A 22029-nucleotide genomic window follows, 5' to 3' on the forward strand; every position below is an offset into this window, starting at 1 on the left:
AGGGGCTAGGCTTGCCTCGCCCAATCGGGGCACGGCGCGCCGTGCCCCTACATCAGGATTGTGATGTTTAATTGCCGGAGTAATAACAGCCGATTACCGAAATTCTACGATTCAAGTTCATTCAGTCGCCCACACTACTCATATCCACAGATTAAACTAAACTATCCACGCAGCTCGCAATTCATTAGCAACACCTAACCACTACACATAATACTAAATTTTGCGATTATTACAATTCATTATAACAATTTAAACAAACGAAAAGGGTGCCGGAAATTCCCGGCACCCTTTAATACGGCCATAACTATTCGAATACTACATGTTTTAGGTAAGAATCAGTTTACCATGTTACCAGCCCGACCGCTCTTTGCAGGATCAAGCGCGCATCATTTATATCGATAACGCCATCCCCCTGCGGCCGGCTGGATGGATCAAGCGGCCAGACATCGCCCGTTGACATGATCGACGCTGTTTGCAATGACGGATCCAAGGCAGCACGCAGCACCATCAGGGCATCTGCAATAGCAACAGTGCCGTCACCGTTCGCATCACCCTTGAGAACCACTGGAGGAGTTACGATATTACTTACCGTTACAGTTACGGCTGTTGCCTGACCGACATTGCCTGCCGCATCGTAGGCTTTGGCAGTCAGGGTGTAGGAGCCGTTGGCCGCCGAAGCGGTATTCCAGCTGAAGCTGTAGGGGGATGCGGTGTCGGTGGCCATCAGTGAACCGTTCACATAGAACTCGACCTTGGTCACCCCAACGTTGTCGCCGGAGCTGGCGGTGACCGATGCGGTGCCGCTTACCGTTGCACCGTTTGCCGGCGCGCTGATCGATACCGTCGGTGCGGTGGTGTCGGCGACCGTGTTGTTTACAGTCACCGTCGCCACGGTGGACTGTCCCACGTTGCCTGCTGCATCGTACGCTTTGGCAACCAAAGTGTAGCTGCCGTTCGCTACCGCCGCCGTATTCCAGTTATAGCTGTATGGCGCCACATTACCTGCGGACAAAAGCACGCCGTTCGCGTAGAACTCGACCCTGCCCACCCCGACGTTGTCGCCGGCGCTTGCCGTGATCACCACTGTCCCGCTCACTGTCGTATTGTTGCCGGGTGCCGTCAGGGACACCGTGGGAGCGGTTGTGTCATTGACGACCGTGACGGTCACAGTGCCCGACTCCCCCACATTGCCGGCGGCGTCGTACGCCTTGCCCATCAACGTATAGCTCCCGGCGGCAAGCGCTGAGGTGTTCCATGAATAAAGATAGGGAGTAGTCGTGTCCGTGGCCTGCAGTGCCCCATTCACATAGAACTCGACCTTTGTCACCCCGACGTTGTCCGTGGCGCCGGCAGTGACCGAAACGGTGCCGCTTGCCGCGGCATTGTTGAGCGGGGATGTTAAGGAAACCGTCGGGGGGAGTGATTCAGGTATGGCGACAACGTTCGAATAGGAGCTTTCCTCGCCGGCAGCGTTGTACGCGGTCACAGCAAAGTAGTAGGCATGGCTCGGGTCGAGGCCGTTGATGGTGGTAGATGTCAGGTTTTGCACATTGATCGGGGAAGCCCCGCTGGTGGCTCCAGTGCCGCTAAAGGGTTGGGTGGATGAATCCGCCTGGTAATATACCTTATAACCGGTAACGCTCGGGTCCGTTTCAGGATCCCACTGTAGGGTCACATTGGTTGCAAGGCACGTGGCCTGACCGGCAAAGAAAATGACCAATGCGAATATCATGGCACAGAATGATTTGGTTGTAATAAGTTGCCCTCTTGATCCGTTTCCAATATTCATCTTTATCTCCCATCTTACTGGCAATAAAAAGCCGTGTTGTGATTTCCCCACAACCCGGCGTGCGCTTCATCATGAATAATAAAGTCTGCCGGGCCATTTATACCTGGTTGGTATTTCGGCGACCCGGCTGTCTCGGTGAGACCCTTTAGGCTTTCCGTCCCATTCTCGCGAATGGTTTAGTATTTTCGTCTACCGCGTTAATTGTTGAATACCGTTATAGCCGAAAGCCGCAGATCGACATGTGACAGAAATCACTAAAGGAATAGTCTTGATTGCAAAAATCGAAACAGGGGCTCTCAAATCCTTGTTGAACAAATAGCGCAACAGATATCACAGCAGGAATACAAAGAATGTGATGCAAATCACAAATGAATGGATTTTGGGGGAAAATTCAAATTCGGCAATTAATACCATTGCACTCAAGCAGAAGGGAAACGGATTACTATGAAAATCGAGATGGGCACAGGATTTCTCCTGTGCCCGTCTGACCATTAATCCCTAAGCCGCATTTATCACTTCCTAACCGTTATGGACGTTGTGTCCATATTGTTGGCGGCATCGAAGGCATTCACCGTAATCACATGTGACCCTCTCGCGTAGGAATTCGTATTCCAGGTCCATGCCAAGGTATTGGAGGAGGTCGTTACTTTCAACACATTGTCGATGTAGAGCGCCATTTTGGTGACCCCGACGTTATCGGAAGCCGAGGCTTTGATTGTGACGTTCGATCGGACTCTCGAACCCGCTGCGGGTGAGTTGATAGAAACGGTCGGCGGCGTGGTATCGCTTACAAGGATATTGACCGTGGCGCTGACACTTGACGACACTTTTCCTGTCGCGTCTTTTGCCCAGGCATAGGCAGTATTCGTTCCAGTGCTGCCGAAGGTAAACGAGGTGTTAGGGGAGCTCAACCAATCGCAGTTAGTCGCCGCGTTGGTGGACGTGACACAATATGCCGTTACACCCACGTTATCAGTCGCGGCGAATGCTGTAACAGGAATTGTTAAACTGCTTGAGGTCGCGGGCATGGTAAATATTGTCACAGTGGGTGGCGTGGTGTCAGCCGCCGTACTGTTTACCGTCACTGTCACATTGCCGGACTGCCCCACATTGCCCGCCGCGTCATACGCCTTGGCCGTCAGGATGTAGGTGCCGTTTGCCACTGCAGTGGCATTCCAGCTGACGGTGTACGGCGAGGCGGTGTCGGTGGCTTGCAGGACGCCGTTCACGTAGAACTCGACCCTGGTCACACCCACGTTGTCCGAAGCGGAAGTGGAGACCGTAACCGTGCCGCTCACATTCGTATTGCCGGCCGGCGAGCTGATAGAAACGGTCGGCGGCGTGGTGTCGCTTACAAGGATATTGACCGTGGCGCTGACACTTGACGACACTTTTCCTGCCGCGTCTTTTGCCCAGGCATAGGCAGTTTTCGTTCCAGTGCTGCCGAAGGTAAACGAGGTGTTAGAGGAGCTCAACCAATCGCAGTTAGTCGCCGCGTTGGTGGACGTGACACAATATGCCGTTACACCCACGTTATCAGTCGCGGCGAATGCTGTAACAGGAATTGTTAAACTGCTTGAGGTCGCGGGCATGGTAAATGTCGTCACAGTGGGTGGCATGGTGTCAGCCGCAGTATTGTTTAACGTCACCGTTACATTGCCGGACTGTCCCACGTTGCCCGCCGCGTCATACACCTTGGCCGTCAGGGTGTAGCCGCCATTCGCAACCGATGCCGTATTCCAGTTATAGCTGTACGGCGCCACATTACCTGCGGACAAGAGTACTCCGTTCCCATAGAACTCGACTTTGCTCACCCCTACGTTGTCGCCGGCGCTTGCAGTGATTGCCACTGTCCCGCTCACCGTAGCGTTGTTACCAGGCGCTGTCAGGGACACCGTGGGAGGAGTCGTGTCATTGACGACCGTTACGGAAACATTGCTCGACTGATCGACATTACCCGCAGCGTCATATGCCTTGGCCATTAATGTATAGTTACCGGCTGCCAGCGATGAGGTGTTCCACGAATAAATGTATGGGGTCGATGTATCCGTGCCATTAAGAACGCCGTTCACATAGAACTCGACCTTGGTCACTCCGACGTTGTCGCCGGCGCTGGCGGTGACCGAAAGCGTTCCACTCGCGGTTGTATTATTGGCTGGGTAACTTAAGGAAACCGTCGGGAGGACCGATTCGGGGACGGTGACTATATTCGAATAGGAACTTTCCACGCCGGAGGTATCATAAGCGCTTACCGCAAAGTAGTAAGTACGCCCAGGGTCAAGATTGCTGACGGTCGCGGTCGTCTGGTTGCTAACATCCATTGGCGACCCGGTACCGTTAAAAGGAGTTGTGGATGAATCCGCCTGGTAATAAACCTTGTAACCCGCAAGGTTGGCATCAGTGTTCGGATTCCACTGGAGGGCCACATTGGTCGCGAAGCACGTTGCTTGGCCGGCCAGAAAAAAAGCCGACAGGAATATCGTGACCAGGAATAATTTGGACACGAGATGCCCTTTTCTTGTTGCTTTTCCAATACTCATCTTTCTCTCTCCTTCTCTTGGCAATAAAAAGCCGCGTTGTGATTTTCTCAACAACCCGGCTTGCGATATTTTATGAATAAAAAAAGAAGGCCGGGCCATCTAAGCATTTCGGCGACCTGGCTGTCTCGGTGAGACCCTTTAGGCTTTCCGTCCCATTCTCGCGAATGGTTTAGTATTATCGTCTACACTTATTGTGTTGATATATTATTGATTAACGTTATAGCTGAAGACCGTTACCTTATATGTGACAGAAATCACTAAACAATATTAGAAAATCATGTTCCGCTCTTTCTTAACTTTTTCGAAACCGGCCCATTTATACCAGGTTGGTATTTCGGTGACCCGACTGCATCAAGGAGACCATCCGTATGCTTTCCCCCCTTCGCAAATGGTCTTGAATTATCAGCGAGGTGATGGATTTGTGATATATTAGATTAAGCAAATAATGCACCCCTTTCGTATCTATTAACCATGACTATTAATCATGAATGCTACAGCTTTTCCCAAAATGAAGGTTTTTCATTTCATCTCCGGCGATCTCTGGGCAGGCGCCGAAACAATGGCCTTCAATTTGCTCAGGCGCCTGAAGGGCTATTCGGATCTCGACCTTTCCGTAATCCTCCTCAACGAAGGGAGACTTGCCGACGAATTAAGGAACAGCGGCCTGACCGTTCACGTTATCGATGAAAGGCGATATTCTTTTTGGGAAATTGTGCGCAGGATCCGAGCGATTCTTCGTTCTTCCCCTCCTCAACTCATCCACTCTCACCGCTACAAGGAAAACATTTTAGCCATCCTGGCAGCCGGACCCGGAGGGAGCATAAATCTGATCGCCACCCAGCATGGTCTACCGGAATTCGCCGGGAAAAAGCCCCCCTTCGCCGTTCGTTTCAAGTCCAGGGCAAATTTCCATATTCTTTCCCGATATTTTACGAAAACAGTGGCGGTATCCGGAGACGTCCGAAATTTCCTCGTAAATCACTGCGCATTCCGCAAAGAGAACGTCGAGGTCATTCACAACGGCATTGAGATACCCAACGCCATGCCGCCCAAGGGTGGAATCGGTTTGTTCGTGATCGGCTCATCGGGTCGTCTCTTTCAGGTCAAGGATTACCCGCTCATGGTCGATATTGCCCGGACAATAGCCGATCTCGATGAGGATAACATACGTTTCGAGCTTGCGGGCGACGGTCCTGAGCGCTCCACCCTCGAAGCGCTGGTCCAGCGCTACGAGCTGCGAAACCGCTTCGTCCTCAAGGGACACCAAGACGACATGGACACCTTTTATCGGGGATTGGACCTCTACCTGAACACCTCGGTTCATGAGGGGATACCCATGACCATTCTCGAAGCCCTTGCCCGTGGTCTTCCAGTCATTGCCCCCGCTGTAGGAGGGATCTGTGAAATCATCGAGAATGGCGTGGAAGGGTTCCTGATAAACGGCCGCCATCCCCATGATTTTGCAGAAAAGTGCCTGCTCCTTCGGGAGAACAAGGAGCTTCGCGAGAGGATGTCGAAGTCTGCCAGATATAAGGTAGAACAACTCTTTTCCGCAGAAAGAATGGCCGAGAGTTATTACCGGCTCTATTGCCGTACGTCACGCCCCTCGCGTTTCGGGTGCCTGAATAATTCCGCCTCCATCAGCCGCGCCAGCTAAACACCATCTTAAGGAGTCACCCATGGAGCTCGTCTTTGCCGCATCGATTTTTTGGGTCTTCCATGCCTATTTCGGCTATCCATTGACCCTCCGCCTCCTCAGCATCAGATGGCGTAAGACGGTGACCAAAGGCTCTTTCCAACCCCCCGTTTCCCTGATCATCACCGCTTGCAACGAAGAGCGGAGGATCAGGGACAAGATCGGGAACACTATCGCCCTTGACTACCCCCGGGAAAGACTTCAGGTGATAGTTGCCTCCGACGGTTCCACTGACGGAACTGACGAGATCGTTCGGAGTTATGCCCACAAAGGCATCGCTCTCCTTGCCTTTCCGGAGCGCCGAGGCAAGGAGAGCGCGCAGAAAGATGCTGTGTTGCACGCCACCGGCGAAGTCATCGTTTTCTCCGACGTTGCGACCCGCCTGGATCCGCACGGACTCAGGGAAATCATCGCCAACTTCACCGATCCATCGGTCGGGTGCGTAAGCAGCGTTGACCGGGTTATCGGCCGCGACAGCACTCCCTGCAGTGAAGGCTTTTACGTCAAATACGAAATGTGGCTGCGGGATTTGGAGTCGCAGGTCAACTCGCTGGTAGGACTCAGCGGGTCCTTTTTCGCCGCGCGCAAGGAGGTGTGTAGTGATTTCTCGGGGGACACGCAAAGTGACTTCAGGACGGTTCTAAACAGCATCAGATTGGGACTGCGGGGGGTAAGCGATCCCGACGCCGTCGGCTATTATCAGGATATCTCCGACGGCAAGCGTGAGTTCGACCGGAAGGTTCGCACCGTGCTCAGGGGATTGACGGTTTTTTTCCGAAACCTCGAATTTCTCAACGTTTTTCGTTACGGCTTTTTTTCCTACCAGTATTTCTGCCATAAGCTGCTCCGATGGCTGGTTCCTCTTTTCCTGTTTTCCGCTCTGGCGGCTAATGCAGCTTTGAGCCTGAATTCCGGTGGGTACTCCGTGCTGCTTCTCCTTCACCTTGCCTTTTACGGCATCGCCATCGGGGGGGGACTGGCAAAATCGCCCCCCACACATGTTGCGCTGAAAATCCCGATATATTTTGTGACGGTCAACACAGCAATTATTGTGGCGTGGTGGCAATATGTCATGGGGAAGAGGATGGTTATGTGGTCACCGTCAGAGCGATGAAATGCTGCGGATATTCATCGAAAATGCCGGAAAACATGTGTCATCACTCTGCGGCCATCGTATTATACGGCCTGCACTCCCACCTGCAAGGTGCTGGTTAGTTTCTCATCCGGGGGTTCCGGATGAAACTAATTAATAGTTTAAATGTGACTTGAATCACAAAGGGCAACTATGGATTATGCTATACATGACACCAGGTCAACATAATCAGGTAGACGATAATACTAAACCATCCGCAAGGATGGGGCGGAAAGCCTAAAGGGTCTCACTGAGACAGCCGGGTTGCCGAAATGCCAGATTGGTTTCGGCCCCGGCTATTTTTGTTTTGGCGATTCGAATCACATAAAACCATCATCACATCAGCCTCTTCATCTTTTTGAAGCGTTGGACGCAGCACCATGCCATCAATGGTGAAAAGGAGTACATATGAAGAAACGTTTAGGCCCATTTTTTGTGATTTTTTCAGCAGTTTATTTTTTCTGGGTCAACCCGGGTGTTGCCGGCACAACTCTCTTCCAGGAAAGTTTTGAAGATGGGAATTTCAGCACGAGAGGCTGGTACGATAATACCAGCCCGAAACTGTCCAGTGTGGAACATGTGGCCAACAGCGCCAAGTCCCTGGAATTTCATTTTGCAAAAGGCGCCGTCACTCCCGATAATGCCGGTGCGTCGATAAGAAAAAAGTTTACCGAAAGCGACTCGGTGTATGTCAGCTATTACATAAAACACAGCGCAAGCTGGGTGGGATCGGGCGTGGCGTACCATCCGCACCAGTTTTACCTTCTGACCAATCTTGAGGGCGACTGGTCGGGACTGATCCCTACGCACATGACGGCCTACATCGAGGAAAATGGCGGGAACTCGGTCGTGGCCATCCAGGACAGCTTGAACGTCAATCTGGCGAACGTGGGCAAGGATTTGACCGCAGTCACCGAGAACCGGGCGATCGGTGGATGCAACGGAGACAGTGACGGCTACGGCAATGGGGATTGCTATGCCAGCGGCAGCGGCTATGCCAATGGCAAGCAGTGGAAGTCGGGCACAGCGCTCTTCTCCAACACCGCCGGTGCGTATTACAAAAACGACTGGCACCTGGTCGAAACCTACCTCAAGCTGAACAGTATCGTCAATGGCAAAGGCGCCAAGGATGGCATTCTGCAGCAATGGTATGACGGAAAACAGGTTATGAACTACACCAATGTCGTCTTCCGTACCGCGCAGAATCCGAACATGAAATTCAATCAGCTTCTGATTGGTCCCTATATCGGCGTAGGCTCGCCGGTAGATCAGACCTTCTGGGTGGACAACCTGGTGGTGGCGACAACACCCCCCGTCAAAATTTCACCTCCGCAAAACCTGAGGATCATAAGTCGATAGTTTAAAATCATTCCATAGAAAGCCCTGGAATGTACCAAACGTGCTGTAAAGGAGAATGTATGATAGCTGGAACCAGAAAAATGGTAACTGTACTTGTATCGATAGCATGCCTGAGTGTTGCGGGTCAGGCATTTGCATGGACGAAGACCGTAAATTTTGATAACGGAACGAATGGGGCTCTTGCAAATGGCGCCGTTGGTTTTGACTACGCCGGCAGCAAGACGACCATCTCCGGCGATATGGCTGTCAGTGGCGCCAAGTCGGCTAAAATGGTCTGGGCCAAAGGTGACCCCGGCTGGAACCTTCAGCATGGCGAGATCAACTTCCCCGCACCGGTAAAAAATGGCGGAGAGGTGTGGATCAGGGGCTACTACTATTTTGCGAATCCCTGGAGCTTTCTTTCCAACAACGGCGATTACAGCGGCATAAAAATCATGCGGCTGGCTACGGATGTTGGCGGTTGGCACTCAATTTTCTCGGTGTTCAGTCCGAACATTAGCGCTTCCAACGAAATGGAGCAGGTACAGATAGATACAAGCGCGCCCTTTATTATCGGCGCCTGGCAAAGCCTGGAGATGTATCTGAAGCTGTCTCCCACCCAGGGGATATTCAGGATCTGGCAGAACGGCAAACTGGTCTTTGAGGACCTCAATCACAAAACCATTACCAGCTCAAACGGATACGTTTCAATGGCGTCGGTCATGTCCGTATGGAACAATAACGTCGGACAGTCGCAGACTCAGTACGTGGACGAGTTCGTCATCACCACCGACCGCCCTGCCCAGGTGGACAGCAAGGGCAATCCGATGATCGGGCCGATTAATGGCACGAGTCCGGCCACTCTCCCCCCTCCTACCGGCCTGCGAGTAACAGCCACTAAATAGTCTCCATCCGGAAACTCCGGATGAGAAACTATTGGTTTCTGATCCGGAAACGAGGGATTTTTCGTCCTGGCAAGGAAATCAAGGGATTGCGCGGAGGCGTACTACTGTACGCCGCACAAGTAATCCCGCAGATTGACGCCGCCAGGGCGGAAAAGAACCGTTTCCGGACGGAAACTAAGTAACATTCCTGGTTCCAGAGGGAAGGCAAACGAAATAAGAGAGCGCTCAAGTGTAAGGTCGCCTGTGGACCCGACTCTTGAGCGCTCATTTTTTGTACATTCAGATTCTTTTCATCCCAATGCTTCAACCTGAAGCTCGCACTGGTCTTCTAACAGTGAGGGATTGAATGACAACATCGACCATGGATACTGTGCGTGCAGTAATATAGACCATGTAGAGGAAAACGGCGCCCAAAAAGCCGGAACTGAGCTTGCCGCGATATCTGTGGATAGCGGCAGCCAGTGATACGCAGGCAAGAAATAGAACATAGGCGCCGGCAAAAGCCCACCAGGGCTGCGGGCAGCTGACAATGCCTATTGTGCAGGTAACCGCCATGCATAGGTTTGCAAGGCTTAATAGCGCGGGTTTTGAGGATGCAAGCGTCTTGACTGACCGGTAATCCCCTCTGCCATGCCACCGTTCTCTGGCAAAAAATCGCTTTACACTCTTGGGATATCCCGCATGCACCACTCTCAGGCCAGGATCGTTTTCGATCCGAGCTCCCATCGTCCTTGCCCGGGCGCAAAATTCGCAGTCCTCGCCGGTCTCCAACTTGGGATCGAATCCTCCTACCGTCGAGAACAGGCTCCGATGGATGATCAGATGCCCGCCATTGATGTAATTGATCTGTGTGCGGGTTGTCCGGGGGGCGAACCAGATCCTCTCGATCCAGTTGCTTTCATCGCTGATCCCGTAGAGGGAGCCGGTGATGATATCCGGCTCAAGATGCAACCTGGCGATGACCGCCCCTATCCGTTCACCCCAGCCCTGTCCCAGGTAAACGTCGGCGTCCAGAAAAATAAGGACACCCGCACCGGCCCGGGACGCCCCCAGGTTCCTCAGGGACGAGATCGTGCAGCCGGGAGCACGGAGACAAATCGCCCCTTTCTCCACGGCAATCTCCACGGTACGGTCGCTGGAACCGTTGTCGACCACGATCACCTCAAAGCTGAAACCATGCCCGGCATGCTCCCTGACGGTATCCAGCACGCCGCCGATATGCGCCTCCTCGTTGAGCGTGGGGAGAATGAAGGCAATATCCCTGGTCGCAAAATCTTGTAGAGTCATGATCGGTCCGTGTGTTCCGCAGGGCACATTACCGCCTGGATCGCCTCGACCACCCGCGGCCAGGTAAACCGTTCCAGCACCCGCTCCCTGGCGCGATGGCCCATCGCCGTCCTGGCATCCGGCCGGCTGTAAAAGTCCACTATCAGCTCGGCTATCCGCTGGTGGTCCCCCGGCTCCACGATATAGCCGGTCTCGCCATCGGCGATGATCTCGGGCATCGCGTTAAGACTGGTGCCCACGCAGACCAGCCCCTGCGTCATCGCCTCGAGAAATACAAAACCGAACGAATCGCAGCGGGATGGAAGCAGGAACAGGTCGGCGCTGCGATAGAGTTTCAGCAACTCCTCCCGGTCCGTAACCGCACCGATATAGCGGATACCCTCCTGGTCCATGGCCGTGGAATGGTTCGGCCCCACGATCACCAGTTCGAGATCGGGCAGACGTTTGCGTGCCGACGAAAAGGCCTTGAGGACATCCGGACCGCCTTTGAGATCGAAGGTGTAACCGACAAACAGACATCTGTTGGCAGGTGAATCGGGCAGGTTCAGGCGCATGTTCCTGATGAAGAAGTCATCGACCCCCATGCTGACGACCGTGATACGATCGGCCGGAATGCCGTAGTCTGCTATCAGGTGCCGGCGAACAAAATCCGAGGCCACGAAGATATGTTCCGCGCCGGCATACAGGCGCTGTTCGAGTTCGACGAATTCCTCCCGCTGGTCGTTCTCCGGGACCCATTTGGAATAACCATCCCGAAAGGCCAGTTTCATCGTATAGGTGAAAAACAGGAAGTATTCCATGCCGGCTGCATCGGGATGCGGCGCATACAGCCCCCCGATCTGGAGGATCTTGTCATGCGGCCGGCGAACACGGTCAAGCAGAAGACCGTTGAGCCGGGTGTTCCGTTTCCAGCCGGCGACCGAATAGGTGCCCAGCATCGAGCGCCGATGCGACCACCTTTTCCGATCGGGATGGAACGATTCGAGCAGGATGCGAATCTTCGGCAACAGGCACTTCTTCGCATCGATGATCATCATCCGGTGACCAAGATCCGCCAGGGCATCCCGCAGGTAGATCGGCAGGCCGGATGAAGAATCCTCCTGGCAAACCATGTGAATAGTGGCCATATGCACTCCGTTCCCTGGCGGGTGTTTGAGACCGCCAGCGGTCATTTCCTGGGTGACAACCCCAGCAACGCTCCGACATATGCCCGGGCTTCCGCGGCAAACGGGTTCGGGTCTTGCGGATCGTATACGTCCAGCGTGGTACCTGTGCTCCTCCCTCTCAAAAGTTCCCTCGCCACCTGCACAATGGTGGGAGACTCCGGCGGAAGCATGGCTTTCATGCGCCTGCCGGACTTCAGGCGGATGATCAGGTGATCCAGCAGGCCGAACGTCCACTTCAGGCGATGCCCGACCCGGTAGTCACAGCAGAGCGACGACGGCTTGATATCCAGGTAGTAATCCAGGCACAGGGCCGGAAAGTCGACCCCCGCGGATACGGCCAGTTGCAACGATCCCCAGAACCTGCCGTTGATTTCCATCAGTTTTGCCGTACCATCCCTGATATCCCGTTTGAACTCCACCATGGCAATACCCGGCCATGCGACCCCTGCAAGCAGTTTGCGTGCTGCCTCAACCATGCCGTCATCCAGGGGGACGCTCTCGGACAGCACGCTGACCCCGCCGGATGGTGGTTTTTCCAACAGGCGCCGATGCGAGAAGAGCGCCAAGTGACGGTCACCATCAAAGAGTGTGAACAGTCCGGTCCCCTCCCCCACGATCAATTCCTGAATCAGGGACGGATACCGGAGCACAGCCCTGGTGTCGTACAGGCGACACAACTCGTCCTGATCGTTGGCGTACATCACGCCGGACGAGATAATCCTTTCCCCTTCCACAATTTTTGAAAAGGCCGGTTTCACGACTACCGGAAAATCGGCGATGCGTTGTCGCTGTCTAAAAAAATCTTCCATGCCCGCCACGTACACGGTCTCCGGCATGGCAATACCCAATCTGCACGCCGACTGAAACAACGTGTACTTGTTCGATACCGCTTCCATTTTTTCAGGGGGTGCGCAGGCCAGAATGACCGAGCTGCCCAGACGGTTCCTTGCCCTGTTTAGAGCATAGACCGATTGCTCGGTCACTGGAAAGATCAGGTCAATATTTTCCGCCAGTGCGATTTCTGCAATCGCCGCGGAGTAGCCTGTGCCGTTTGCCAGCGGGTCCGGCAGCAGGAACGCTTTCCGGCAAAACGACGAACAGGCCGAGATATTGTTCATTTCCCTGCCGCAAACAAAAACCGTATGACCCTTTCTGCCGAGGGAGCGGGTCACGGCCAGCGCCGATCTGGTTTCACCGTCTGTAACGAGAATATTCATGGGCAGCCTTTTCAGAATGCCTGCAGCAGAATCTTGGATCTGAGCATCGGGATGGTAGTGCTGATGTCCTCATGCAGTGCGATCCTGGGTATTTCCAGAAAAGACACGCCACGCCTCAGAAAGCCCTTGCGTGTCGTCACAGCCGCATCGAATCCGCCCTCCTCAACTATCCGTCGAACGGCTTCGCTGTGATTACCGTTGGGATAAGCAAATGTAGTTACTTTTTGTTCCAGACGGCGTTCGATCTCGGAGCGGGAAAGGGAGATCTCGTCGCGGGCCCTGTGCAGCGGCAACTGGTCCAGAAGCTCATGGTTAACGGTGTGAGCGCCGAACCGCACCAACCCGCTGTGGACCATTTCCCGCGCCTCCTCCCAGCTCAGCATCTGCCGGGGAACCGGTTCCGCGCCCAACATGCTTCGAAGGTAGTTAAGGATTCCCTCCCGGTCAGAGGGGGCAAACGCCTTCAGCGTTTCAATCGACCGGTCCAAGAACCATTCCCGCCCATGACATTTGAACCTGCCTATCATGCCGGTAAAGCGGCTCCATGAGGGGGGTGCACCGATACCTGCAAAAGTGCCGAGATCGATTCGCTCAAGGTAATGACAGAGTTCCTCGGGCCAGAATGTCCTTGGAGTACCCACAAACCCGGTTGACAGAAAGATGGTGGCAGGCACGCGGTATCTTTCAAGCACCGGAAATGCCTCCGTGTAATTATCACGCCACCCGTCATCAAACGTGAGCGCGCAGTGTCTGCCGATATGTGCACCCTTCAGCGCCCTTTTGACCAGGTCATCCAGGAACACGACCTCGAAATGATCCCTTACATATGCCACCTGTTGCTCAAAGGTCACCGTGGTCACGAACATGCCTGGTTGTACGTAATACGCCTGGTTTTCGGCAGAGGGCAGGATTCGATGGTACATCAACACAAACGCCCGGTCGGACAGGCATACGCGTTCAAGCAGGGAATGGATCCCACTGGAGGACAACAGCGCAGACACCATCCGTCTGAATTTGATCTTTCGGGTCATGGCGTGGGACCAATGCAGATGTATTTTCGCTTATATCCACGGCAGTTGATCATGCACCCCCCTCATCGGATCAGCATCTTGATGGCGGAGATCGATCGTTGTATCTGCGCGAAACATTTCTCGAACGCACGTTCGTTGTTACCAAAGGGGTCGTCGATATTACACAACAGGTTTTCCGGAAAAGGTGCAAATTCCCTCAGCAGCTTAATCTGTCGCCCCTTATGGGGGAAGGATTCGATCAGCTTGCGATATTGCCGGTACTCCATTGCCAGAATCAAGTCGGCACCCTCCAGATCGCAACGCTCGATCCCCCTGGACAAGTGATGCCCGAGGTCCAAGCCGATTTTACCGGCAGCACATACAGCTTCGCAGGGGGAAGGAGACCTCACCTCGACGTCGATGCCACAGGATTCTATGACCGGGAAGGAGCCATCTGCCTCAGCTTTCAGTAATTTTTCCGCAAACGCGCTTCTGCATATGTTGCCCCCGCAGACAAAGACTATTTTCCCGGGATTTCTGATGATGCTTCGTTTTTTCACAATCCGATAGACGATCGACTCGATGATGTTTCTACACCATAATTGTACCTTTTTTTTTATAGCTCTCATTTTTTTGAACATTAATGCTCCCTGGCAGTGCTGTTCAAGACATGCGGGTACGGGCGGGTCAACCAGCAGTCAGGTCCTGCCCACCCGGAATTCGCGAAGAGATCAGGAACAGCGTGACTAAAAGAGCCGAGATATTCCAAAAGGGCGGGTAGTACAGCACGGACAGAAATATGCCGGTGATCAGAAACCCGAACAGACTCACCAGCAGAGCACGATTGAGGTTTTCGATGCCGGCCGCCTCCTCCCTGATGGTTATACGGGTACAGTTTTCGTTGATTTTCTTTATTTTGGCATACAAGTCCTTCAGCATCAGCACGAAGATGATCGCACCGATCAGCCCCAGTTCAGGCAACAGGGTAAAATAGACCGAGTGGGTCATCCTGCCCCACATGTCTCGTTTCCAGAAGCTCTCCCCCCACTTGTCGTGGCGGTACTTGTTCATCACGACCGGCATGTTTCCCTGGCCAACACCCAGGACCGGATTGTCGACGAAGGCCTTCCAGCCGACCTTCCACAACTCGACGCGATCTTTACCGGTGTCCTTTTCGGCACTGTTCAGGCCAAGTCCCCGGATCTTTTCCTTGCTGAGCGGAGTTGCAAAGCTCCAAGCCAGAATCGCCAGCACCACCATGACCGGAATCGCCCTGAGACGATGCTTCGACGACAACCAGCAGACGGTTCCCACCGCCACGAGGCCGACAAAGCCGCCGCGGGACGCGGTGACCATATTGCCGAGCACGAAAGTGATCGCAGCCATCCAGAAAAGCCACCTTTTCCAGCCTTTGTGTGCGCGGCCGAGAAAGAAAGCGATCGGTAGTGCCACGTTCATCGCCAGGGCAAAGTCGTTCTCGTCCCTGAACACCCCCCCGCCCGAGATATCGAGAAAATTGGCGCCGGAAATGCGATTGATTGCACAGAGCGCCACCACAAAGGTAAAAACGGAGAAAAAGACATTCAGCTTGTTGATGCTGTCGAGAAAGACGCAGCAAGACACTCCGATAATCAGATAGGAAAACATCACTTTCAGACACAGGAAGGCATAGTAATTGTTGGTGGCGATAAAGACGTGCATCGTCATGAAGAGAAGCAGCAACAGATACAGCCTGAAGTATTTCTCCTTCAGAGTCTGGCAGATTCTGGTTCGGCAAGGCAGCAGACAGAGGATCAGCAAGCCCTGCACGAGCAACCCCGGCTTGATCGGCACCAGGAACAGCGGCCGGCCGTACTCAATCAGCAGATAAAAGGCCAGCAACAATACCGGCAGGGTCATGCCCTTTTCCCTTACACGATCAGCCGGCACACATGCGTCTGCATTCCGCAGAATATCGGATTCCATAGGTCACGCGCCTCATATTCCGGTTTCTACCGGCCTTTCTGTCGCTTGTCTGCCAGAATCTGCTCATAAAGGCCGATATACCTCCCGGCCATCTGTCCGATCGAGAAGGTTTCCTTAACATGGTCCCGGGCCGACGCGCCCTTTTCGTGAAAGGGCGGGGGATGGCGGACGTATGCCAGCAGAGCGGCATGCAGCGCATCACAGGAGCCGGGGGCGACCAATGTTCCATATCGTTCCCGCTCGAAGAGCTCGGGGATGCCGCCAACTGCAGAAGCGATCACCGGTATTCCCAGAGACATGGCCTCCAGAACGGCCAAGGGGTGTCCTTCGGAGAGGCTGGGTTGCACGTACAGGTCAAACGCATTCAACACATTTTCAATGTCATTGCGAAAACCTGTGAAAAGGACCCGATCCCGGGGTATGTTCAAGGCTCTCACCAGTTGTCGAAGATTGTTTTCTTCTCCGCCACGTCCAACAAGAACAAGAAAGGCTTGAGGGAAAGAGGAGTAAATCTCGGCAAAAGTTCTGATCAGATATTTCTGCCCTTTCACCGGATAGAGATTTCCCACATTGCCGATCAGAACGGCGTCGTCGGGAATATTGAATTCCGCTCGAAAGGATGAGCAGGTTTTTTCCAAGAAGTGGATGCCGTTGTAAATGGTTTTCAACTTACTCTTGTTCAGACAGACCCTCGCGGCGCTTTCCCGGACGGCTTCAGAAACACAAATGACTAATCCGCTACAGAGTGAAATCATCCCATACTTGATTTTCGAGACGGCCGTTTGCTTTAGTGACACATCCCCATGCTCGGTGCAGATATGGGGCACGGAGCTGATCCGACAGGCGAGTGCGGAATAGAAGTTTGAATCCAACAAATGGGAATGAACGATATCCGGCCGGACCTTGTTGATGACGACGGTGATGTTCTTAAGCAACCGCCCGGGGCTACCGGTTTTGTCGAAAGTTACATAGGGAACAGCCAACTCCTCCAGAGCAGGAGCCAACCAATTCTCCATTCGCGGATCACTCACACCAGGAATGGCTGCAATCACCTCCACGCCCTCCCGCTTCAAACCCCATGCGAGCCAACGAAATGCGTTCTCGGCTCCACCGTGACCAAGGGTGTGTATGATCTTCAGAACTTTCATTGCGTCAAATACCTCGATGCAGTCGCATACGCCTTTTTGTCTCTTTAATCGTTTCTATGGTCCCTGAAGGTAAATATGTGGAGGTTAAATACAATAAGGATTTGAATTTAAAGGGATAATACAAGTAACTCTTGATAAATTTGCTTCTAGCATCCTTATATTTATTTTGAGAAAAATCATGATAAGCTTCATCAAAGAACAGATCAGCATATTTTCTTCTAATTACCGACTTGCCAAGACATTTATATATATCCGGATATTTGTTTTGTATTATTTCGATATGCTTCCTCACGCCCAGCGATATATTGACACTGGTTCTGCTCAAGCTCCCCTCAGTCATATGATATAAAACCAGTGGCTCATTGAGAAGTTTTACACCATATCTCATGCCGATTCTCATCCACATATTGTCATCTTCGGCAACTACCAGTCCTTCCTCGAAAAACCCCACGGCATCGAAAACGCTTCTTCGAACCATCACAGTGGAAGTGACGATATAACTATTTAAAAAGATGTTTCTGACAATATTGCCGCGCATTAAGCGTTCTCGCTTATTCACCCTATGCTTTGATATGCCGTGTTCATCGAAGAAATAATTTTCCGTAAAAACCAAACCCAACTCATTACAATTGTGAAATAAAACAGCCTGTTTTTCGAGTTTATCAGGCAGCCACCTGTCATCAGCATCAAGAAAAGCAATTAAATCTCCTTGCGCCTTTGATATTCCATAATTTCTTGCAGATGCAACACCTTTGTTTTCCACATAAAAATATCGTACTGTAGGATAGCGGTCTTCAATTATTCTTTTTGTATCGTCAGTTGATCCATCGTCTATTATTACTATTTCATAGTCTGTATATGTTTGGCAAAGCACGCTGTCAATTGCTTCACAAATATATTTATCAGAATTATATGTAGGTATTATAACACTTATCACTTGATCATCACCTTTGTATCATTATATTACTCCGGCAATTAAACATCACAATCCTGATGTAGGGGCACGGCGCGCCGTGCCCCGATTGGGCGAGGCAAGCCTAGCCCCTACCGTTCATATGTTTAATTACCGGAGTAATAACAGATCGATCCGGCTATTTCTCAACCGGCCAATATTCGGGAAGAAGTTGAAGAACCAGTCCGGCAAAATTCCGAACCTTTGTCCCGGCATTCGCTACCTGGTCGTCGGAAACCCGGGTCGAAACCTGAACAAAAGCGCCATCATTCCGATTATGGAGCAAACGCCCCCAAAACCTTTCGATATTCTGTTGGATACCAGTCGACATCACCGTTGTACCCGCAGTCTGATACCAGTGAACCATGACGGTATTGACTCCGTCCCTTCGGGCCTGAACGTAATTGACTTCTACATCCGAAGATTGCGAGGGTTGCCGGATTCTGACTTTTCCGGAATCGACTATCGCCCATCCGGCGCCGGGCAGACAGGCATAGGGATTGTGGCCGGTCCGCCCCCCTTTGGCCGTGCCGTAATACCCGACATAGAGGTCGAGCTGACTGCCGTCTCCGGACCGGTAATGCCGGTAAACATGCTCGTCGGCGTTGAGCTCGCGATACACTGATTCAGGAAAGGTGTCATCCATAGCAGCATAACCGGAGATTTCCTTAGGCAGATATTCGAGATTTGTCCGAACGACAACCGGTTTGGGACGTATGGCGAATAAAGCCACTATCGTCACGGTCACCAACATCCCCACGACCGATATGATGAACGTCTTAGCGGATATCATCTGTCTTTTTCCTGCTTGTAATGGAGAACACTGCAAACAACAATGCAAAGCCAAGCGCGAATATTACCAGCCCTGAAAATTCATGTAGAAACCCCCTGGCTACTCTGTCTCCGTAAAAGTGGGCCAGGATTCCGGTGCCTGTCACACGGACGATGTTGGCCACCAAGGCGATCGGTATTGCAGCCCCAACGAGAAGAACTTTTCTCCACCATCCATCTTCGGACAAATAGCAGAACAGGAGGGCGAGCATTGTCAATGCCGTGATCGATCTGATGCCGCTGCAAGCCTCGGCGACCTCAAGCTTGGTCTGCACGAAATTGAGCATATTCCCTTCCCGGTAGACCGGTATGGAACAGTAACCGATGAGATTGGCAGAAATGCGGGTCGCCATGAGTTGCAGCGGCATGGAGACAAGACTCATCAATGAGTATGGAACAGGAACCATGAAAAGCAGAAAGCCTATCGGGAAGGCGAGGATACGGATAGACCCGCTTCCGAGGCAGAACCAGATAAGCCCGAATAGAGATGACACCATGGCGATTCTGGCCGGAAATGCGGTTCCGCCCGCATAGCTTGCAACATAAACAATCAAACTGGCTGCAAGGATTGCCCCCCCCCATGCCGAACTGTCAATGGGCGTGGACTGCAATTCCCCTTTTTTTTGCCAGACAAAGAACAATACGATAAAGGGCACGATGAAGGCGTGGGAGTTGTCGGAATGGCTGAGCCAATCACGAACCAATTCCGGGTATATCGGGCTAAAAACCGCTACCCATAACAAAAGAAGCATCGATATTTTTATCTTGTCGCTTTTTGACATAGGATAAGTCCGATTTGCTCGTTTAGATCAGTAACGGCCCGATCTTTTGAATGTCACAATCGCTTACAAAAGGATGCACAGGCAAAGCGACAATTCTTTCGGCAATATCTTTAGCTACCGGAAAGCTGTTTCCATTGGAGAGGTATGCAAGTTTGGCGATTCCATCGATAGAATCCGGGTATCCGCCTGATATCCCCAATCCCATACTCTCGCTTATCCGGAGGATCTTTTTCTTTGTTTCAACATCCGCAAGCAGAACCGGATACCTGATCAAACCAGGGATCACAGCCCCAAGGACAGCCGGGAGAGTGATCCCGTAACCGGCAATTTTCCGCGCATTTTTCAACCGGACTTCCTTGAGTTCGCCAATTTTCTTCTTCCATCCTTTTGCCACCCCTGCCTGGAACGACGACAGCCTCCTGATCGGAAAGGATGGATCGAAATGCGTTTCTCCAAGTTTTAAAAACGGCAAGGATTTCGGTAGCCAGTAGACCCAGGGGTGAATGAGGAGCGACAGTGCAACCGCATATAGGATCACTTTCAGGCAATCGAAAGCCCCATATCCGGCGATAGCGCCCATACGTTTCTCGATTGCCCGCCCGATCAAATCGTTGTCCGTGAGGATTATGCCTCCCTCCACTGTTGAGAATGCCTTGCCTCGGCCCATGCTGAACAGCCCCACATCGCCCAGTGTCCCCATCTTCTTGCCGTTCCATTCCGCGCCCATGGCCTGGGCGGCATCTTCCACGACAAATATGCCGCGATGGTTGACCAGCCTCTTTACCCGTTCCGCATCAGCCGGCAAACCGAACAAATGGGTGGGAATTACGCACAGTATCCGGGGATTCTCCAGTTGTTCCTCAAGACGGTCAAAATCAAAATCGAGTGTCCCGGACGCCAAATCGCACAAGCGGACCTTGAGCCCGGCCCTTACAATCGCCGAAGGAACGGAATAACATGTATAGGCCGGGATCAGAACTTCGTCTCTCTCCGGTGAGAGCTCATTCAGCGCTTGAAGGATCAGGACAAGGGCAGCCTTTCCCGACGAAACGGCAAAACAGTGCCTGACACCATAAACCTCCTTGAGCTCCTCCTCGAACCTTCCGACCGTTATTACCCCCTCGAAAAGTCCGGCCCAGCCGGATATGATATCCTTGAAATGGAGCGGAGCCGCCGCCGGGGGGAGAGTTCTTCCGATATGCATTGCCATGGTGAACTCCGAACTCAAAGCATCAGGGAATGCTTTTTACGATCCGCGGCCCGAGAACCTTCGTCACCGTCACCGGCAGTTGCTGCCAAACCTTTATGGCCAGCCGGTACTTCGGATTGCCAGGATTCAGTTCCGGAACGTGCTTCCCTTTTTCCAGCAGATACTGCCAGTAGAGCTGAACGGGCTTGGCTCCCCACTGCTTCTTGAAACGGTAAGTCCCCTCCCCCGGAGTCGATCGGCCGAAGTCGAATTTCCTGGCCCCTTTCCTGATGGCGAACCTGATGGCCTCCCAATAGAGGAGATTGTTCGGGCATTTTTCCCGGTAGTCGATAATCGACGATGCCCACGGGACTTCCAGGCTATCTCTGAACCAGATCAACAAACCGGAAGCGACCGTTTTCCCTTCCAGCATCACCGAAATGATGCGGGAAGTATCTGGGAAAGTCTCAAGGATATTGCGGAAGAAACCCTTGCTGTACACAGGCGTACCCAGATCTCTCATGTTCCGGCAAAAAACCGCGTAAAACCCGTCCAGCAGTTCCATGTGCCCCGTTATGGTCTGCAATCCGCACTTTTCCGCTTTGCGTACCTGGTTTCGTACCTTGGCATCTAGCGCCTTCCACTGGGTTTCCTCGTCCTGCTCCAGGTCGAGAATCATGGTTACCTTGTGCTGTTTCGTCGCAAGCTCTTCTTCGCAGATATGGAGATGACGCAACTCCGCATGGTCGGCACGGACATCCCGGAGCATGCATCGAGCCATGTTCAGCAGAGTTGCGCCGGCATTGTCTTCACTACACAACAATCCGCCGTAATTAAAAAATGGCAGTGAAACAAGGAAGCTGCCGAACAGCATGCTTTTCATGTGAACGAGCGGCAAGACCCCACAAATTTCATTGTTGCTGTTTCTGGCAACCAGGTAATAGACCATATGCCCGAAACTCTTTTCGATAACATTGCGCCAGCCGTACAGGTGATAATTGGTACTGTGCCGATGGGAAGCAACAAAGGCGTCCCACGCTGTTCCGTCTTCGTTGTAATGTTGAACAGTCATGTCCATCATC

General features: G+C 52.6%; 18 protein-coding genes and 3 riboswitches. Of the genes, 4 read left to right on the forward strand and 14 right to left on the reverse strand.

The window, feature by feature from the left end; genetic code table 11:
* Window positions 1-340: 340 nt before the first annotated feature.
* On the reverse strand, window positions 341-1789 hold the full coding sequence (locus GURA_RS11825) for an Ig-like domain-containing protein (protein ID WP_011939199.1): 1449 nt from the start codon (window positions 1787-1789) through the stop codon (window positions 341-343).
* Between the two features lie 114 nt (window positions 1790-1903).
* Window positions 1904-1980: riboswitch (cyclic di-GMP riboswitch) on the reverse strand.
* Between the two features lie 321 nt (window positions 1981-2301).
* Window positions 2302-4329 (reverse strand): Ig-like domain-containing protein, encoded by a 2028-nt coding sequence (locus GURA_RS22835; RefSeq protein WP_011939200.1) that lies wholly within the window; start codon window positions 4327-4329, stop codon window positions 2302-2304.
* 107 nt (window positions 4330-4436) lie between these two features.
* Window positions 4437-4513: riboswitch (cyclic di-GMP riboswitch) on the reverse strand.
* A 300-nt stretch (window positions 4514-4813) separates the two neighbouring features.
* Here GURA_RS22835 and GURA_RS11835 point away from each other — a divergent pair.
* From GURA_RS11835 to GURA_RS11850, 4 genes are all read left to right on the forward strand, one after another.
* Window positions 4814-5986, forward strand: coding sequence for a glycosyltransferase (locus GURA_RS11835; protein WP_011939201.1), 1173 nt, complete (start codon window positions 4814-4816; stop codon window positions 5984-5986).
* Between the two features lie 22 nt (window positions 5987-6008).
* Complete coding sequence (locus tag GURA_RS11840; RefSeq protein ID WP_011939202.1) at window positions 6009-7139, forward strand: glycosyltransferase family 2 protein; 1131 nt, start codon at window positions 6009-6011, stop codon at window positions 7137-7139.
* 213 nt (window positions 7140-7352) lie between these two features.
* A riboswitch (cyclic di-GMP riboswitch) is annotated at window positions 7353-7429 on the forward strand.
* 136 nt (window positions 7430-7565) lie between these two features.
* Complete coding sequence (locus GURA_RS11845; RefSeq protein WP_011939203.1) at window positions 7566-8516, forward strand: hypothetical protein; 951 nt, start codon at window positions 7566-7568, stop codon at window positions 8514-8516.
* A 59-nt stretch (window positions 8517-8575) separates the two neighbouring features.
* Window positions 8576-9400 (forward strand): heparin lyase I family protein, encoded by an 825-nt coding sequence (locus GURA_RS11850; RefSeq protein ID WP_011939204.1) that lies wholly within the window; start codon window positions 8576-8578, stop codon window positions 9398-9400.
* 303 nt (window positions 9401-9703) lie between these two features.
* On the opposite strand, the gene GURA_RS11855 is transcribed toward GURA_RS11850, so the two are convergent.
* The 12 genes from GURA_RS11855 to GURA_RS11910 form a co-directional block, all read right to left on the reverse strand.
* The gene (locus GURA_RS11855; RefSeq protein WP_011939205.1) at window positions 9704-10687 is read right to left on the reverse strand and encodes a glycosyltransferase; all 984 of its coding nucleotides are present in this window, start codon (window positions 10685-10687) and stop codon (window positions 9704-9706) included.
* Complete coding sequence (locus GURA_RS11860) at window positions 10684-11814, reverse strand: glycosyltransferase family 4 protein (RefSeq protein ID WP_011939206.1); 1131 nt, start codon at window positions 11812-11814, stop codon at window positions 10684-10686. The genes GURA_RS11855 and GURA_RS11860 overlap by 4 nt, the downstream gene beginning before the upstream one ends.
* A 41-nt stretch (window positions 11815-11855) precedes the next feature.
* Window positions 11856-13070 (reverse strand): carboxylate--amine ligase, encoded by a 1215-nt coding sequence (locus GURA_RS11865; protein ID WP_011939207.1) that lies wholly within the window; start codon window positions 13068-13070, stop codon window positions 11856-11858.
* An 11-nt stretch (window positions 13071-13081) separates the two neighbouring features.
* Window positions 13082-13993, reverse strand: coding sequence for a polysaccharide deacetylase family protein (locus GURA_RS11870; RefSeq protein ID WP_198134468.1), 912 nt, complete (start codon window positions 13991-13993; stop codon window positions 13082-13084).
* A gap of 170 nt (window positions 13994-14163) precedes the next feature.
* Window positions 14164-14721: an arsenate reductase/protein-tyrosine-phosphatase family protein gene (locus GURA_RS22840; RefSeq protein ID WP_049818916.1), complete on the reverse strand. Its 558-nt coding sequence runs from the start codon at window positions 14719-14721 to the stop codon at window positions 14164-14166.
* A 46-nt stretch (window positions 14722-14767) separates the two neighbouring features.
* Window positions 14768-16045, reverse strand: a complete 1278-nt coding sequence (locus tag GURA_RS11880) for an O-antigen ligase family protein (protein WP_011939210.1) — start codon at window positions 16043-16045, stop codon at window positions 14768-14770.
* A 26-nt stretch (window positions 16046-16071) separates the two neighbouring features.
* Complete coding sequence (locus GURA_RS22845) at window positions 16072-17193, reverse strand: glycosyltransferase (RefSeq protein ID WP_011939211.1); 1122 nt, start codon at window positions 17191-17193, stop codon at window positions 16072-16074.
* A gap of 4 nt (window positions 17194-17197) precedes the next feature.
* Complete coding sequence (locus tag GURA_RS22850; RefSeq protein WP_011939212.1) at window positions 17198-18130, reverse strand: glycosyltransferase family 2 protein; 933 nt, start codon at window positions 18128-18130, stop codon at window positions 17198-17200.
* Between the two features lie 154 nt (window positions 18131-18284).
* Complete coding sequence (locus GURA_RS11895; protein ID WP_011939213.1) at window positions 18285-18938, reverse strand: exosortase C-terminal domain/associated protein EpsI; 654 nt, start codon at window positions 18936-18938, stop codon at window positions 18285-18287.
* Window positions 18925-19758: an exosortase A gene (gene xrtA / locus GURA_RS11900; protein ID WP_011939214.1), complete on the reverse strand. Its 834-nt coding sequence runs from the start codon at window positions 19756-19758 to the stop codon at window positions 18925-18927. The genes GURA_RS11895 and xrtA overlap by 14 nt, the downstream gene beginning before the upstream one ends.
* 22 nt (window positions 19759-19780) lie before the next feature.
* A complete protein-coding gene (locus GURA_RS11905; protein WP_011939215.1) occupies window positions 19781-20968 on the reverse strand; it encodes a DegT/DnrJ/EryC1/StrS family aminotransferase in 1188 nt (395 codons plus the stop codon).
* A 22-nt stretch (window positions 20969-20990) separates the two neighbouring features.
* Window positions 20991-22019, reverse strand: coding sequence for a FemAB family XrtA/PEP-CTERM system-associated protein (locus tag GURA_RS11910; protein ID WP_232278903.1), 1029 nt, complete (start codon window positions 22017-22019; stop codon window positions 20991-20993).
* Window positions 22020-22029 lie beyond the last annotated feature (10 nt).

Origin of the sequence: Geotalea uraniireducens Rf4, from assembly GCF_000016745.1 — a bacterium.
GTDB classification, from domain to species: Bacteria; Desulfobacterota; Desulfuromonadia; order Geobacterales; family Geobacteraceae; genus Geotalea; species Geotalea uraniireducens.

Excerpts from the sequence above, each read along its gene's own strand:
- GURA_RS11825 (WP_011939199.1), bottom strand. The coding sequence starts at position 1,789 with ATGAATATTGGAAACGGATCAAGAGGGCAACTTATTACAACCAAATCA.
- GURA_RS22835 (WP_011939200.1), bottom strand. The coding sequence starts at position 4,329 with ATGAGTATTGGAAAAGCAACAAGAAAAGGGCATCTCGTGTCCAAATTA.
- GURA_RS11835 (WP_011939201.1), top strand. The coding sequence starts at position 4,814 with ATGAATGCTACAGCTTTTCCCAAAATGAAGGTTTTTCATTTCATCTCC.
- GURA_RS11840 (WP_011939202.1), top strand. The coding sequence starts at position 6,009 with ATGGAGCTCGTCTTTGCCGCATCGATTTTTTGGGTCTTCCATGCCTAT.
- GURA_RS11845 (WP_011939203.1), top strand. The coding sequence starts at position 7,566 with ATGAAGAAACGTTTAGGCCCATTTTTTGTGATTTTTTCAGCAGTTTAT.
- GURA_RS11850 (WP_011939204.1), top strand. The coding sequence starts at position 8,576 with ATGATAGCTGGAACCAGAAAAATGGTAACTGTACTTGTATCGATAGCA.
- GURA_RS11855 (WP_011939205.1), bottom strand. The coding sequence starts at position 10,687 with ATGACTCTACAAGATTTTGCGACCAGGGATATTGCCTTCATTCTCCCC.
- GURA_RS11860 (WP_011939206.1), bottom strand. The coding sequence starts at position 11,814 with ATGGCCACTATTCACATGGTTTGCCAGGAGGATTCTTCATCCGGCCTG.
- GURA_RS11865 (WP_011939207.1), bottom strand. The coding sequence starts at position 13,070 with ATGAATATTCTCGTTACAGACGGTGAAACCAGATCGGCGCTGGCCGTG.
- GURA_RS11870 (WP_198134468.1), bottom strand. The coding sequence starts at position 13,993 with ATGTACCATCGAATCCTGCCCTCTGCCGAAAACCAGGCGTATTACGTA.
- GURA_RS22840 (WP_049818916.1), bottom strand. The coding sequence starts at position 14,721 with ATGTTCAAAAAAATGAGAGCTATAAAAAAAAAGGTACAATTATGGTGT.
- GURA_RS11880 (WP_011939210.1), bottom strand. The coding sequence starts at position 16,045 with ATGGAATCCGATATTCTGCGGAATGCAGACGCATGTGTGCCGGCTGAT.
- GURA_RS22845 (WP_011939211.1), bottom strand. The coding sequence starts at position 17,193 with ATGAAAGTTCTGAAGATCATACACACCCTTGGTCACGGTGGAGCCGAG.
- GURA_RS11895 (WP_011939213.1), bottom strand. The coding sequence starts at position 18,938 with ATGATATCCGCTAAGACGTTCATCATATCGGTCGTGGGGATGTTGGTG.
- xrtA (WP_011939214.1), bottom strand. The coding sequence starts at position 19,758 with ATGTCAAAAAGCGACAAGATAAAAATATCGATGCTTCTTTTGTTATGG.
- GURA_RS11905 (WP_011939215.1), bottom strand. The coding sequence starts at position 20,968 with ATGGCAATGCATATCGGAAGAACTCTCCCCCCGGCGGCGGCTCCGCTC.
- GURA_RS11910 (WP_232278903.1), bottom strand. The coding sequence starts at position 22,019 with ATGACTGTTCAACATTACAACGAAGACGGAACAGCGTGGGACGCCTTT.